General features: G+C 38.5%; 15 protein-coding genes and 1 tRNA gene. 15 read left to right on the forward strand and 1 reads right to left on the reverse strand.

Annotated features, from left to right (window positions below):
• The first annotated feature begins 4 nt into the window (after nt 1-4).
• The 10 genes from DWZ93_RS12090 to DWZ93_RS12135 all read left to right on the forward strand — a co-directional run bounded on the left by DWZ93_RS12090 (nt 5) and on the right by DWZ93_RS12135 (nt 11,621).
• Nucleotides 5-214 carry an RNA-binding S4 domain-containing protein gene (locus tag DWZ93_RS12090; RefSeq protein WP_118384452.1) on the forward strand — a complete coding sequence of 70 codons (210 nt, stop codon included), beginning with the start codon at nt 5-7 and terminating at the stop codon, nt 212-214.
• Complete coding sequence (recF, locus tag DWZ93_RS12095) at nt 204-1,289, forward strand: DNA replication/repair protein RecF (protein WP_118453088.1); 1,086 nt, start codon at nt 204-206, stop codon at nt 1,287-1,289. Before DWZ93_RS12090 ends, recF begins: the two co-directional genes overlap by 11 nt.
• A gap of 9 nt (nt 1,290-1,298) precedes the next feature.
• Nucleotides 1,299-3,230 carry a DNA topoisomerase (ATP-hydrolyzing) subunit B gene (gene gyrB, locus DWZ93_RS12100; RefSeq protein WP_118453079.1) on the forward strand — a complete coding sequence of 644 codons (1,932 nt, stop codon included), beginning with the start codon at nt 1,299-1,301 and terminating at the stop codon, nt 3,228-3,230.
• An 8-nt stretch (nt 3,231-3,238) separates the two neighbouring features.
• Nucleotides 3,239-5,734 (forward strand): DNA gyrase subunit A, encoded by a 2,496-nt coding sequence (gene gyrA, locus DWZ93_RS12105; RefSeq protein WP_118453080.1) that lies wholly within the window; start codon nt 3,239-3,241, stop codon nt 5,732-5,734.
• Between the two features lie 311 nt (nt 5,735-6,045).
• Complete coding sequence (locus DWZ93_RS12110; RefSeq protein ID WP_118453081.1) at nt 6,046-7,968, forward strand: BglG family transcription antiterminator; 1,923 nt, start codon at nt 6,046-6,048, stop codon at nt 7,966-7,968.
• Nucleotides 7,969-8,102: 134 nt separating this feature from the next.
• Nucleotides 8,103-8,783: a deoxyribose-phosphate aldolase gene (deoC, locus tag DWZ93_RS12115; protein WP_199665942.1), complete on the forward strand. Its 681-nt coding sequence runs from the start codon at nt 8,103-8,105 to the stop codon at nt 8,781-8,783.
• A gap of 5 nt (nt 8,784-8,788) precedes the next feature.
• Nucleotides 8,789-9,271, forward strand: a complete 483-nt coding sequence (locus DWZ93_RS12120; RefSeq protein ID WP_118453083.1) for a PTS sugar transporter subunit IIA — start codon at nt 8,789-8,791, stop codon at nt 9,269-9,271.
• Nucleotides 9,268-9,567 carry a PTS fructose transporter subunit IIB gene (locus tag DWZ93_RS12125; protein WP_118453084.1) on the forward strand — a complete coding sequence of 100 codons (300 nt, stop codon included), beginning with the start codon at nt 9,268-9,270 and terminating at the stop codon, nt 9,565-9,567. The genes DWZ93_RS12120 and DWZ93_RS12125 overlap by 4 nt, the downstream gene beginning before the upstream one ends.
• Nucleotides 9,568-9,578: 11 nt before the next feature.
• Nucleotides 9,579-10,622, forward strand: coding sequence for a PTS fructose transporter subunit IIC (locus tag DWZ93_RS12130; protein WP_118453085.1), 1,044 nt, complete (start codon nt 9,579-9,581; stop codon nt 10,620-10,622).
• Nucleotides 10,623-10,646: 24 nt separating this feature from the next.
• Entirely contained in the window at nt 10,647-11,621 is a 975-nt protein-coding gene (locus DWZ93_RS12135; protein ID WP_118453086.1) for a Gfo/Idh/MocA family protein, read from the forward strand.
• A 144-nt stretch (nt 11,622-11,765) separates the two neighbouring features.
• Here DWZ93_RS12135 and DWZ93_RS12140 read toward each other — a convergent pair whose 3' ends face one another.
• Entirely contained in the window at nt 11,766-12,227 is a 462-nt protein-coding gene (locus DWZ93_RS12140; protein WP_118384450.1) for a C-GCAxxG-C-C family (seleno)protein, read from the reverse strand.
• Between the two features lie 158 nt (nt 12,228-12,385).
• Between DWZ93_RS12140 and DWZ93_RS12145 the strand changes: the two genes are divergently transcribed.
• From DWZ93_RS12145 to DWZ93_RS12160, 5 genes are all read left to right on the forward strand, one after another.
• Nucleotides 12,386-13,228, forward strand: a complete 843-nt coding sequence (locus tag DWZ93_RS12145) for a fumarate hydratase (RefSeq protein ID WP_118384449.1) — start codon at nt 12,386-12,388, stop codon at nt 13,226-13,228.
• 2 nt (nt 13,229-13,230) lie between these two features.
• Nucleotides 13,231-13,782 carry a Fe-S-containing hydro-lyase gene (locus DWZ93_RS12150; protein ID WP_118384448.1) on the forward strand — a complete coding sequence of 184 codons (552 nt, stop codon included), beginning with the start codon at nt 13,231-13,233 and terminating at the stop codon, nt 13,780-13,782.
• Nucleotides 13,760-13,885, forward strand: a complete 126-nt coding sequence (locus DWZ93_RS15110; RefSeq protein WP_279220016.1) for a hypothetical protein — start codon at nt 13,760-13,762, stop codon at nt 13,883-13,885. Before DWZ93_RS12150 ends, DWZ93_RS15110 begins: the two co-directional genes overlap by 23 nt.
• The gene (locus tag DWZ93_RS12155) at nt 13,845-14,507 is read left to right on the forward strand and encodes a lysophospholipid acyltransferase family protein (protein WP_243061279.1); all 663 of its coding nucleotides are present in this window, start codon (nt 13,845-13,847) and stop codon (nt 14,505-14,507) included. Before DWZ93_RS15110 ends, DWZ93_RS12155 begins: the two co-directional genes overlap by 41 nt.
• 119 nt (nt 14,508-14,626) lie before the next feature.
• Nucleotides 14,627-14,714 (forward strand) — tRNA-Ser (locus tag DWZ93_RS12160).
• The last annotated feature ends 167 nt before the right edge of the window (nt 14,715-14,881 follow it).

Genomic DNA, 14,881 nt, shown 5'->3' on the forward strand with positions numbered 1-14,881 from the left:
AAGTATGGAAATTATCAAATTAAAAGATGAATTTATAAAGCTTGGTCAGGCACTGAAGGCTGCAGGTCTGGTAGAGACCGGAGCAGAGGCAAAAGATGTGATCCAGGATGGTCTGGTAAAAGTGAATGGCGAAGTAGATACCAGAAGAGGTAAGAAATTATACAACGGAGACGTTGTGGAATTTGATGGAGAAGAAATCAAAATTGAAGATTAATTCTTTGAAATTAAAAAATTTTCGCAACTATGATCTTTTAAATCTGGAATTAAGTGAACAGACGAATATTTTCTATGGTGATAATGCACAGGGAAAGACCAATATACTGGAATCCCTGTATCTGTGCGGCACGACCAAGTCGCACAGAGGTACCAAAGATAAAGATATGATCCAGTTTGGAAAAGATGAATCACACATAGAAGTAAAAGTAGAGAAGAGGGGCATTACCTATCAGATTGATATGCATCTGAAGAAGAATAAAGCAAAAGGTATTGCCATTAATCGGATACCTATCAAGAAAGCAAGTGAATTATTCGGTATTCTGAATGTCGTATTTTTCTCACCAGAGGATCTGAATATTATAAAAAATGGTCCGGCAGAGAGAAGAAGATTTATAGATCTTGAACTTTCGCAATTAGATAAAGTCTATCTGAATGATCTCGGCAATTATAATCGTATTATAAATCAGAGAAATAAGCTGCTGAAAGACATCAGTTTTAATAGTGGTTTAAAAGATACACTGGATATCTGGGATATACAGTTAATCGAGTACGGCGAAAAAGTGATTCAGGCAAGAAAAAAGTTTGTGTCCGATATCAACGAGATTATTTCTGAGATTCATAAAAAACTGACAGGTAATCAAGAAAAGATTGAAGTGATCTATGAGCCAAATACAGGCGGACAGTCATTGGGGGATGTGATCCAGAGAAACAGAGAACGTGATCTGAGAATGATGAGCACGACATCAGGACCGCATCGTGATGACATCTGCTTTCAGGTAGATGGAATTGATATCCGTAAATTCGGATCACAGGGACAGCAGAGAACAGCAGCTCTTTCGCTAAAGTTATCTGAGATAGAACTGGTGAAGATGCTTACCAAAGACAAACCGGTTCTTCTGCTTGATGATGTGTTGTCTGAACTTGATAAACACAGGCAAAACTATTTATTAGATAGTATAGATGATATACAGACATTGATTACCTGTACAGGTGTGGATGAATTTGTAAATCATCGTTTTTCTATAAATAAAATATTCTATGTCCATGAGGGACAGGTAAGAAATGAAAACTAGGAGGATACTATGAGTACAGAGAAGGTACAGCACGAATATGGCGCAGATGAAATCCAGATTCTGGAAGGTCTGGAAGCTGTAAGAAAGAGACCCGGTATGTATATCGGCAGCACTTCTTCCAGAGGTCTCCATCATCTGGTATATGAGATCGTCGACAACTCTGTGGATGAGGCTCTTGCAGGATTCTGCACAGAGATCCAGGTCACAGTGAATAAAGACAATTCAGTTACAGTAATTGATAATGGGCGTGGAATTCCAGTGGGTATCAATCATAAATCAGGTCTTCCGGCGGTAGAAGTAGTATTTACTGTTCTTCATGCAGGAGGTAAATTCGGTGGTGGAGGCTACAAGGTATCGGGAGGTCTTCATGGAGTAGGTGCATCTGTAGTTAATGCATTGTCTAATTGGCTGGAAGTTGAAATCTGCCATGACGGAAAAGTATACAAGCAGCGCTATGAGCGAGGCAAGGTTGTATATAAGCTGAAAGTCGTAGGTGAATGTGAAGAAGGCAAGACCGGTACAAAGGTAACATTTATGCCGGATGATACTATTTTTGAAGAGACTGTATTTGATTATAACATTTTGAAACAGCGTTTCCGTGAGATGGCGTTCCTGACCAAAGGTTTGAAGATTGTCCTCAGAGATGAGAGAGAAGAAGAACTGATAGAGCGTACATTCCACTATGAAGGCGGAATTAAAGAATTTGTTACTTATCTGAATAAGAGTAAAGAAGCATTATATGAAGATGTTATTTACTGTGAAGGTATGGTAAATAACGTTCAGGTTGAAGTTGCCATGCAACATAATGATTCCTATAATGAGACGACTTATGGATTTGTAAATAATATTACGACTCCGGAAGGCGGTACTCATATTATGGGATTCCGCAATGCGCTTACAAAGACATTTAATGATTATGCAAGAAAGAATAAATTATTAAAAGACAGTGAACCGAATCTTTCCGGTGAAGATATCAGGGAAGGATTGACAGCCATTGTCAGTGTTAAGATTGAGGAGCCTCAGTTTGAGGGACAGACTAAGCAGAAGTTAGGCAACAGTGAGGCCAGAGGAGCAGTTGACAGTGTTGTAAGCAAACAGCTTGAAATCTATCTGGAGCAGAATCCGATGATTGCAAAGCAGACGATCGAGAAGTCTGTGCTTGCTCAGAGAGCGAGAGAGGCTGCGAGAAAAGCAAGAGAACTTACAAGAAGAAAGTCTGCACTGGATGGTATGTCTCTTCCGGGCAAGCTTGCAGACTGTTCTGATAAGAATCCGGAAAATTGTGAGATTTACATTGTAGAGGGAGATTCCGCGGGAGGATCTGCGAAGACCGCACGTAACAGAGCAACACAGGCAATTCTTCCACTTCGAGGTAAAATCCTGAATGTTGAAAAAGCAAGACTTGACCGCATTTATGGCAATGCTGAGATTAAAGCGATGATCACAGCATTTGGAACGGGTATCCATGATGACTTTGATATTAGCAAATTACGTTATCACAAGATTATTATCATGACGGATGCCGATGTGGATGGAGCACATATTAGTACATTGCTCCTGACATTCCTTTACAGATTCATGCCGGAACTGATTAAGCAGGGATATGTATATCTGGCACAGCCACCGCTCTATAAATTGGAGAAGAATAAAAAAATCTGGTATGCATACAGCGATGAAGAACTGGATTCGATTCTTCAGGAAGTAGGGCGAGACACGAATAATAAGATTCAGAGATATAAAGGACTGGGAGAAATGGATGCAGAACAGCTTTGGGATACAACCATGGATCCGGAGCACCGTGTACTTCTTCGGGTAACAATGGATGATGAGACAGCTTCGGAGCTGGATCTTACATTTACCACACTGATGGGCGATAAAGTAGAGCCGCGTCGTGAGTTTATCGAAGAAAATGCAAAATATGTACAAAACCTTGATATCTAGGAGGAGCTATGGAAGACAATATTTTTGATAAGGTTCATGAGGTGGACCTGAAAAAAACAATGGAGACTTCTTATATCGACTATGCTATGAGTGTTATTGCTTCTCGTGCACTGCCGGATGTAAGAGATGGATTGAAGCCGGTTCAGCGAAGAATTCTGTATTCAATGATCGAGTTGAATAACGGGCCCGACAAACCGCACAGAAAGAGTGCACGTATTGTCGGAGATACTATGGGTAAATATCATCCGCACGGTGACAGTTCTATTTATGGCGCATTGGTAAATATGGCACAGGAATGGTCTACCAGATATCCATTAGTTGATGGACATGGTAACTTCGGTTCTGTAGACGGTGACGGTGCAGCTGCTATGCGATATACCGAAGCTCGTCTGAGTAAGATTTCTATGGAACTGACAGCGGATATCAACAAAGATACAGTTGACTTTATGCCGAACTTTGATGAGACGGAAAAGGAACCGGTTGTTCTTCCGTCAAGATTTCCTAATCTTCTCGTAAATGGTACTTCCGGTATTGCAGTAGGTATGGCAACCAACATTCCACCGCATAATCTGCGTGAAGTTATCAATGCAGTTGTTAAAATTATCGATGACCAGATTGAGGATAAAGATGAGACAGCAATTGAAGAAATTCTGAATATTATCAAAGGACCTGATTTTCCGACAGGTGCTATGATCCTTGGTACTCGCGGTATAGAGGAAGCATATCGTACCGGACGTGGTAAGATTCGTGTGCGTGCAGTGACTAATATCGAGCCGATGGCAAATGGCAAGAACCGTATTGTGGTAACAGAACTTCCATATATGGTTAATAAAGCACGCCTTATTGAGAAGATTGCAGAGATGGTAAGAGATAAGAGAATTGATGGAATTACTGATCTGAGCGACCAGTCCAGCCGAGAAGGTATGAGAATCTGTATTGAACTCAGAAGAGATGTGAATCCAAATGTTATCTTAAACCAGCTATACAAACATACACAGTTACAGGATACTTATGGCGTGATCATGCTGGCACTGGTCAATAACCAGCCGAAGGTTATGAATATTCTGGACATGCTGACATATTATCTTCAGCATCAGGAAGAAGTCGTAACCAGAAGAACGAAGTATGAATTAAATAAAGCAGAAGAGCGTGCTCATATTTTACAGGGATTATTGATTGCACTGGATCATATTGATGAAGTCATTCGTATTATCAGAAGCTCTGCAAATGTGCAGGCTGCCAAGGCAGAATTGATCAAACAGTTTAATCTGTCTGATGTACAGGCTCAGGCTATTGTGGATATGCGTCTGCGTGCTCTTACCGGTTTGGAAAGAGAGAAAATCGAGAATGAGTACAAAGAACTGATGGAGAAGATTAAACATTTAAAAGCAATACTTGCAGATAAAAAGCTTCTTCTTGGTGTAATCAAAGAAGAAATTCTTCTGATCCGTGACAAATATGGTGATGAGAGAAGAACATCTATAGGATTTGATGAATATGACATTTCCATGGAAGATCTGATTCCAAAAGAGGATGTAGTAATTACTATGACAAAAATGGGATATATCAAGAGAATGTCTAATGACACATTCAAAGCACAGAATCGTGGTGGTAAGGGAATCAAAGGAATGCAGACCATTGATGAAGATTATGTGGAAGAGTTATTCATGACACATACGCATCATTATATTATGTTCTTTACCAATAAGGGACGTGCATACCGTTTGAAAGCATATGAGATTCCGGAGGCATCAAGAACATCCAGAGGAACAGCAATTATCAATCTTCTTCAACTGATGCCGGAAGAAAAAATCAGTGCAGTTATTCCAATTGATGAATATCGTGACGGTGAGTATATTGTTATGGCTACTGCAAAAGGTCTGGTGAAGAAGACTCCGGTTACGGATTTCTCTAATATCCGTAAAAATGGTCTTGCTGCAATTACACTGCGGGAAGAGGATGAATTGATTGAAGTTAAGTTTACAGATGGTAATCAGGAAATTATTCTGGCAACTAAATTTGGTCAGTGTATCCGTTTTGCGGAAACAGATGTAAGAACCACAGGAAGAACTTCTATGGGTGTACGTGGTATTAACCTGGATGACACAGATGAAGTAATTGGTATGCAGCTTGCAACTCAGGGCAATGAGCTTTTGATCGTATCTGAAAAGGGTATGGGAAAACGTACACTGATCAGTGACTTTAGTGCACAGAATCGTGGTGGTAAAGGTGTGAAGTGCTACAAGATTACAGAAAAGACAGGTAATGTTGTAGGTATTAAGGCAATAAATGAGGATGACGAGATTATGATCATCAACACAGAAGGTATTGTAATCCGTATGTTCTGCGAGGGTATTTCTATCCTTGGAAGAATCACATCTGGCGTAAAACTCATTAATCTGAAAGATGGAGTGACCGTTGCAAGCATTGCAAAAGTAAGAAAAGAAGAAGAGATTGAAGAATCTGAAGAACCAACAGAAGAGACTGGAGATTCAGAAGAATAAAAGCTAATAAAATGGCTGTCACTTTGATATGCTCCCTTCTAGGTAGACAAGTGAAATAATAAAAACTTGTCACTTAGGAGGGAGCATATTTTATGTCTAAAAGAAAATTTTTTTGAGTTGCAAATATAGTCTTAAATGGCTGCAGCAGATATTTCTTTCCGTAGTTGGAAGATTTCCGGGAGTTTTGGAAGATTAAGTCAAAGGAGTTATATTTCATGATAATGAGGAAAAAACGGGGATGATATATGAATTGAATTTCCAATTTTTTGGGGGTAATATACATATAAATATTAGTTTGAGGGAGAGATTTTGTGCTAAAAGAAAGAGAAGTAAGGTTGATAAAAAAATTACTTGAACACAAAAAGCCAATCACAACAGAAAAAATGGCTCTTTTTTTGGGAATAACATCCAGAACTGTTAAATCGGATATTAAATCAATTAATCATGAATTGTTAACCAAGGGGATACGCATTCAAACAAAGGCCGGAAAAGGAATATGGTTGGAAATACCGCCGGAAAAAGAATATTGGCTGTATAATCTAGCTATTAATGAAATACCGGAAACGAATAATTGTAAGAAATATGAGATCGCAGATTTTTTATTGAATTTAAATAGGTATATTTCTATTGAAGAACTTTGTGAGAGTCTGTACTATAGCAGAAGCGTAATTACTAGAGAGTTGAATATGGTTGAAAGTTTTCTGGACAGATATCATCTGCATTTGTTGCGCAATAATCTAGGACTTTTTGTAGAAGGAAAGGAACGAGACATACGTATTGCCAAAGTTATTCTGCAGTTAAAGATAAATCATTCAGTAAACGTCAAATCTATTCGTGACAGGAAAGAATTTGGAGGAGTAGAAGTTGATGGATTATATGGCATTATATTAAAAACAGAAGAAAAGTTTGAGATTCATTTTGGAGATAATGAATTTGTAAACATATATTATTATTTGGCAATAATGATTGAAAGACATAAAAAATATTTGCATCGGCATACAACACTTCCGCAGATAGAGAAGTATCAGGATAATGCCTATCAATTCAGTGAAAGTGTGATTCGAGAAGTAAGCATGAAATTTGACCTGGAATATACTATGGAAGAGATACTATACTTATATTGGTTTGTTTCCGGCTTAGCTGTGAATGTTTTCCAAAAGCAGAGAAAAAGTCTGGAGACTGAAGCGATTCGAGAAGTGTTGCTTCGCATACTGAGAGGAATTGATGAGAATTATGATACAGGATTCTTAGAAAATGAAATGCTTGTAAATAATTTGTATGAGCATCTTCTTTTGGTTATTACCCGGTTGGAACATCATATGTTTGTAGAAAATCCATTATTGACGGAGATGAAAACGCATTTTTCTTTCGCTTTTGAAATTAGTCTGTTAATAGCGAGAGAGTTGGAAAAAAACCTTGGTATCAGTTTGCCAGATAATGAAATTGCCTTTTTTACTATGCATATTATGGTGGCTATCGAGAGAAAAGAAACACAACATTATTTTAATGTAGCAGTTATATGCACGGCAGGACGAGGAATTAGCGAATACTTGAAAATACGGATCCAGATTTTATTTCCTAGCATTAATATTGTCTGTGTACTAACCAATACGCGCTTTGTTAATAAGGAAATATTAAATGGCGTGGATTTTATTATATCCACAGCGGTATTAGATAGCCCGTCGGCTCCGATTATATATGTTGATCCAGTTTTAAAGGATAAAGATATTGAGCACATCCGGCGGCAGTGCGAAAAATTTAAGGTTAACGAAAGATATAAAATGAGAAAGTTATGTAATTTTTTTCATGAAAAAATATCATTTTTTCAGATGGAAGCAAGGGATAAAGAAGAAGTTTTCAAGCAAATGTGCGATGCGATGATTAAGGAAGAGTATAGTACAGAAAACATATATCAGTCACTTTTAAAAAGGGAACAAGTAAGTGGTACAGCACTTGGAAATTTGATTGCAATACCACATCCGTTTCAGGAGGAAATACGGAAAACGGGAATTGGAGTAGCGGTGCTCGATAGACCTGTAAAATGGGATGGTGAGAAGGTCCAAATTGTATTTCTGTTATGTATCAGCAGCAGGGATACAAAGGAACTTAGAATTATCATGGAAGATATTTTGAGTATAACACAGGAACCGGAAATAATAAAACGGATCCTGCAGGTGAAATCTTTGGGAGAATTAGTGAAAATATTGTTTGAATACGAGAAGAATAAAGAATGAAAAGTGAAATTTCAGAAATAGACAGAAAATAATAACAAATATATACTATAATACAGAAAGGAGAAAGCGAGAATACCAAAGGTGCACCGGAATCTTCGCGTACAAAGAATATGAAAAAAGAAATATTACAGAATATGGCATCTTATTTTGATCATAGCATCGTAAAAGCAGATGCAACAAAGAAAGAAATTATACAGTTTTGTGAAGAAGCAAAGAAATATGGTTTTGCGACTGTTGCAATTGATACGTCTTATGTAGATTTAGTGCGGGAAAATTTGAAAGGAAGTAATGTCAAAATATGCAGCAATTCTGGATACCCATTGGGCGCCAATACAACAGATGTAAAAGTATATGAAACAAGACGCTGTGCTGAGATGGGCGTGGATGAATTAGATACGGTAATGAATATAGGGTATTTTATGGATGGTGATTATGACTATGTAATCGCGGATTTAAAAGCTATAGTGGATGAGTTTAAGAGTCACGGGGAGGACAAAGTCGTAAAAGTAATTATTGAGACTGCTATTATTGGAAATGAGAGGATTAAACAGGCTGTAGAATGTGCGGTTGCCGCTGGTGCAGATTTTGTAAAAACATCATCTGGATATGGCGGAGGCGGAGCAAAGTTAGAGGATGTCATTGCTATGACGAAAGCGGCCGATGGAAGAATTCAGGTTAAAGCATCTGGCGGGATCCGTACACTGGAAGATGCATACAAATATATTGATGCTGGAGCAGTAAGGCTGGGAGGCACTGGAGGAGTCAGGATTACCGAAGCCGCCAATACAGAATTGGAAAGGAATTATAGCGTATAAGGAAAATGGAAATAAAGATATCCTCAATTATAAAAGAAGAATTATTTCATGTTGATGTTGACCCATTTAGAGATAAAGAAGAATTATTTGATACCTGTGCTAGATGGCTTGCAGAAGAAAATGTCGTAAAGGATATACAGCAGTTAAAAGAAGCGTTATATCATCGGGAGAGCATAGGTTCTACCTATTTGGGAAACTATATCGCGCTTCCTCATGCAAAGGGAGTGAGTGTAGAATACTCATCGGTGTTGTTTTGCCGGACAAAAAGTCCATTTATGTACCAGTCAAATGATGAAGAAGGAGAAGTTAAGTATATATTTATGCTGATTATCCCAGAAAACGAAACGAATGATGGATACATACATATGCTGGCAAGTATAGCAAAACTTTTAGCAATGGATGAATTTACAAGTAAGTTGGATGGCTTCAAAAATGCAGAGGATTTTATAAATTGCGCATTGGAAGTAAGGGAAGGAGAAGATCTATGAAAGTAGTAGCAGTTACTTCGTGTGCGACGGGGATTGCGCATACATATATGGCCGCAGAGGCAATTAAAAGAGTATGCAAACAGAAAAAATATATGTGTAAAGTCGAAACGCAGGGCGCTCTGGGAGTTGAAAATAAACTTCATGCAGAAGAAATAAGCGAAGCGGATCTTATTGTGATTGCATGCGATGTTCAGCTTAGAAATGAGGAGCGTTTTGCAGCCTGGAAAGATAAGCTCATAAAGGTCGGACCGCATGATGTTGTTAGGAATCCGGAAATAATATTCCAGAAGGGGTAGAGGGAAAAAGGATGAAAAAGTATTTAAATGAAATACAGAGCGCTTTGATGACAGGTGTCTCTTATATGCTTCCATTCGTGCTGTCAGGAGGAATTCTCATTGGATTATCTTATATTATCGGAGGAGTAGACGTAGGTTCTCTGGATTCTTATTCCACAATAGCAAACGGAATATGGAATGTTGGACAAATGGCCTTTGGATTAATGTGTCCTGCATTGGGAGCATATATAGCTTTTGCGTTAGGAGACAGAGGGGCGATTGCCGCAGGTTTAGTTGGCGGATTATATGCCCGTGAGATGGGAGCCGGATTTTTAGGAGCTATGATTGCCGGCCTTATTGCGGGATATTTAGTGAGAATGTTAAAAAATCTTCCGGTTCCAGGTGCGATCAGAGGTGCTCTTGCAACGGTTATTGTGCCGGTTATCAGTGTTTTGTGTGTTGGCTTTATTATGGTATATATTTTTGGAAATCCATTGGCTGCGTTGTCAGAGTGGTTGACCCAATGGCTGGAAAGTATAAGCACAGGAAGCGCTATATTGATTGGGCTGGTTACAGGAGCCATGTATGCGTTTGACTTAGGAGGTCCTGTTAATAAGGCGGCATATGCCTTTGGGCTGGCGTGTCTGGAGGCTGGAAACTGGGTGCCCATCTGCGCTTCGGCAGTTGCTTGTATTGCGCCGCAGTTTTCTGTACTTTTGGCAATGCTGATATGCCGAAAACATTTTTCAGAAGAGGAATTGCTTAATATTCCTGGTTTAATAGTTGGAACACTATTTGAAATTACTGAGTTTGCGATTCCTTTTGCGGCGAAAGATCTTAGAGTAATTCCGTGTTTTATGCTGGGGTCTGGAATTGGAAGTGCACTTATTTATGTGACAGGAGTGTCAACAGCAGCACCGGGAGGTGGCTTGTTTGTTTATACACCTTTATGCAGCAATCCGTTTTTGTTTTTACTATTCTTGTTAATTGCCGCATTAATTTCGGCAGTCGGAATTTTATTTCTCCGAAGAAATTACGAAAAAAAAGAAAGCGCGGATATAACAGCTGAAGCATAGACGGATGCTTTGGAGGATAATAGAATGGAAAAAAAATATAACTGGGGGATTGTAGGGACAGGATTGATTGCCCATGAAATGGGAAATGTATTGACAAAGAGTGGGCGGAAGGTGTATGCAGTTTGTCACATAAAAAGAGACAAAGCAGAAGCATATGGTAATGAATACCAAGTTGGCAAGGTGTTTTATAATATAGATGAGATGCTGAAAGATGAGAAATTGGATATTGTCTATATTGCAGTTCCGCATAACCTTCATTATGAAATGATCATAAAGGCATTGAAAGCAGGAAAACATGTTTTATGCGAAAAGGTCATTACAGTTAATAATATCCAGCTAGAAGAAGCGGTACAAATTGCAAACGAAAGAAAACTTGTTCTAATGGAGGGGATGACGATTTACCATATGCCACTATTTAAAGAAGTTAAAAAGCGGATTGATAGCGGGATTATTGGAAGAGTAAAGTTAGTACAGGTAAATTTCGGAAGCTGCAAAGAATATGATGTGACGAATAGGTTTTTTGCAAAAGAGTTGGCTGGAGGTGCACTCCTGGATATTGGAGTATATGCTGTGTCTTTTGCGCGATATTTTTTAGATGGCAAGCCAGATAATATCCTGACGACCGCTCAGTATTTTGAAACCGGTGTGGATGAAGAGTCAGGAATTATAATGCAGAATGAACAGGGGCAAATGGTAGTTACAGCGTTGACAATGCGGGCAAAGCAACCGAAAAGAGGCGTGGTCGCAGGTGAAAAAGGATATATTGAAATAGACAATTATCCTCGTGCAGATAAGGCTGTAATCACTTATACCAGAGATGGAAGCCATGAAGTGATATCTATGGGAGAGACTGGAAACGCTTTGTTATATGAAATTGAAGACATGGAAAAAAGTATAATGTGTGATAAAGATAATACGTATCTTAATTACAGCAGGGATGTAACTTCTCTTTTGACGGAAATTCGACAACAGTGGGGATTTCAATATCCATTTGAGTAAAAGCCTTGTTGTCGAGAAAATGTACGAAAAGGGAGTTGCCGCTTACGATTCTGAACTGCTACCCGTCAAGTAGACAATTAAAAAAATATAAAATTTTCCTGCCAGTAGAAATTTATCTGCTGGCAGTTTTTATGCAACTTGAAATTATGAATCAGCCTTATCTTTTTCCAATTCACGAATAATGATGTCAGCTACTTTTTCAACAGTGAAAGATACCATCTCCATACAGTGATTCTTTCTCTCCTGAGAATGTTTTTCCATACCTTTAGTCAGTACGCGGCAGCATGTAGCACCAAATTCATTTTTAAATGCATCGTGGAATTCTGCTGTCAGATCAAAACATCTCTTAACCTTAGGATCGCCTGGAGTCTTACGTCCGAAGAAATATCCGATCATCATAGTTCCACCGGCTGCAGCACCGCAGAGACATCCTGGTCCACCAAGTCCCCATGGAAAACCTGAACTCATAGCAATTGCATCGTCGGAAATGTCTACCTGAAAATGCTTGCGAAGTGAAAAGATAACGGATTCCGAACAGGCAAAACCATTGCAGAAGATCTCGAGTGCGTCTGCTTTTAATTGCTTCATATTGATATCTGTTGTCATAAAAATACCTCCTTCTTTACATTCACGATAAAAATATATGAATAGTATAATATTTATCAATAAAAAGCGCAATTAAATGGACAGAGATTCATCCATGCATTAAAATAAGAAAGATGAAATGAATTATGGAATGAATTCAAATGATAAGGAGGAGTATTATGCGCAATGTTCATGTAAGTGAAATTACGAGAAATATAAAAGAAATGTGTATAGAAGCCAATCATTTTCTTTCAGAAGATATGTCAGCGGCAATGAAAAATGCTGTTCAGACAGAAGAGTCGCCCCTTGGAAAGCAGATTTTGAATCAACTTCAGGAGAATCTTCAGATTGCCGGAGAAGATATGATTCCTATCTGCCAGGATACAGGTATGGCAGTTGTATTTCTTGAAATCGGACAGGATGTACATCTGGAAGGCGGATCGGTGGAAGATGCTGTCAATGAAGGTGTTCGTCAGGGATATGTAGAAGGCTATCTCCGTAAATCGGTAGTAAAAGATCCGATCATTCGTGAAAATACGAAAGATAATACACCGGCAGTTATCCATTATTCTATCGCACCGGGAGAAAAAGTACGCATAAAAGTAGCACCAAAAGGATTCGGAAGTGAAAATATGAGTCGTGTATTTATGCTGAAGCCGGCAGATGGTATCGAAGGAGTGAAGAATGCAGTACTGACAGCAGTAAAAGATGCAGGACCAAATGCCTGTCCGCCACTTGTAGTTGGAGTAGGTGTCGGTGGTACATTTGAAAAATGTGCATTAATGGCAAAAGAAGCACTTACGAGAGAAGTAGGAACACATTCAGAGATTGAATGGGTAAAAGATTTGGAAGAAGAAATTCTTCAGAAGATTAATAATCTTGGTATCGGACCTGGAGGACTTGGTGGCACAACAACGGCTCTGGCAGTCAATGTGAATACCTATCCAACTCATATTGCAGGACTTCCGGTAGCAATTAATATCTGTTGTCATGTAAACAGACATATCATCAGGGAGGTGTAGTTATGAACAAAATAATTCAGGCGCCGATCAGAAAGGAAGAAATCAAGAATCTGAAAGCAGGAGATTACGTATATATCAATGGTATAATCTATACTGCACGTGATGCTGCACACAAGAGAATGGATGATACTCTCACAAGAGGAGAAAAACTGCCATTAGATATTAAAAATCAGATGATCTATTATATGGGTCCATCACCAGCAAGAGAAGGTAGAATTATTGGATCAGCAGGGCCTACTACAGCCAGTCGTATGGATAAATATGCACCTAGGTTACTGGATCTGGGACTTGGGGCAATGATAGGAAAAGGCAAAAGGAGCAAAGAAGTTCTGGATGCAATTGTAAGAAATGGAAGTATATATTTTGCAGCGGTAGGCGGGGCAGGAGCGCTTCTTTCTAAGTGTATTCAAAAATCAGAAGTAATCGCATATGATGATCTTGGAACAGAAGCTATCAGAAAGCTGGAAGTAAAAGACTTTCCTGTAATCGTAGTTGTAGATGCAGAAGGTAATAATCTGTATGAGACAGCTATTGAAGAATATAAGAGAGGTTAATAAAGTAAAATATGAAACGAATAATTATGATGGTGCTCAGAAATATTATTTTGGTGCCATACATGTGGATAAGATTGTGCTGGCATGCTACGCATGTGGATAAATATACATTAGCAGAACATTTTAAGATACTCCGCTATATTGTTGCTCATGCTAATAAGGGTGGTAATGTTAAGATAGAATCTTATGGAAAAGAAAACATACCAAAAGAAGATGGGTTTATGTTCTTTCCAAATCATCAGGGAATGTATGATGTGCTGGCAATTATAGATGCCTGCGATAATACATTTTCGGTAGTAGCGAAGAAAGAAGTTGCCAATGTTCCATTATTGAAGCAGACATTTGCATGTACAAAGTCATATATGATGGACAGAGAAGATATCAGACAGTCTATGCAGGTAATTATGAATGTGGCAAATGACGTGAAGAATGGTAAGAACTTCTTGATATTTCCGGAAGGAACCAGATCGAAAAATGGTAATGTGATCGGTGAGTTTAAGGGAGGAAGTTTTAAGGCTGCAACCAAAGCAAGGTGTCCAATTGTGCCGGTTGCATTGATTGATTCTTTCAAACCGTTTGATACGAATACAATCAGTCAGGTGACGGTACAGGTACATTTTATGGAGCCGTTGTATTATGAAGATTATAAAGACATGAAGACAACAGAAATAGCGTCAACAGTACATGATAGAATCCAGAAAAAGATAAACGAAAATATCGGATAAAAGTGGATAAAAAATAAGAAAAAATGTATTGACAATGTAATATATGTCAGTTATAATAATTCATGCACTGCGAAAGTTCGCTTTCGTAAAGAATATTATATTGAATGATATTCAGCGCTGGAGAAATACTCAAGAGGCTGAAGAGGCGCCCCTGCTAAGGGTGTAGGTCGGGTGACCGGCGCGAGGGTTCAAATCCCTCTTTCTCCGTTTAACATATATCATGTAAATTGATAGCTTTTAAAAAGAAAATAAAAAACTTAAAAAAAGTTATTGACAAGCACTGATAAACATGATATTATGTTTAAGCTGACTCGTTGAGAGCGGCAAACACAAAGAACTTTGATAACTGAACAATAGACAACAACCCTGAAGAT

The organism is Dorea sp. AF36-15AT (assembly GCF_003477705.1).
In the GTDB taxonomy this organism is placed as follows: Bacteria; Bacillota; Clostridia; order Lachnospirales; family Lachnospiraceae; genus Claveliimonas; species Claveliimonas ammoniilytica.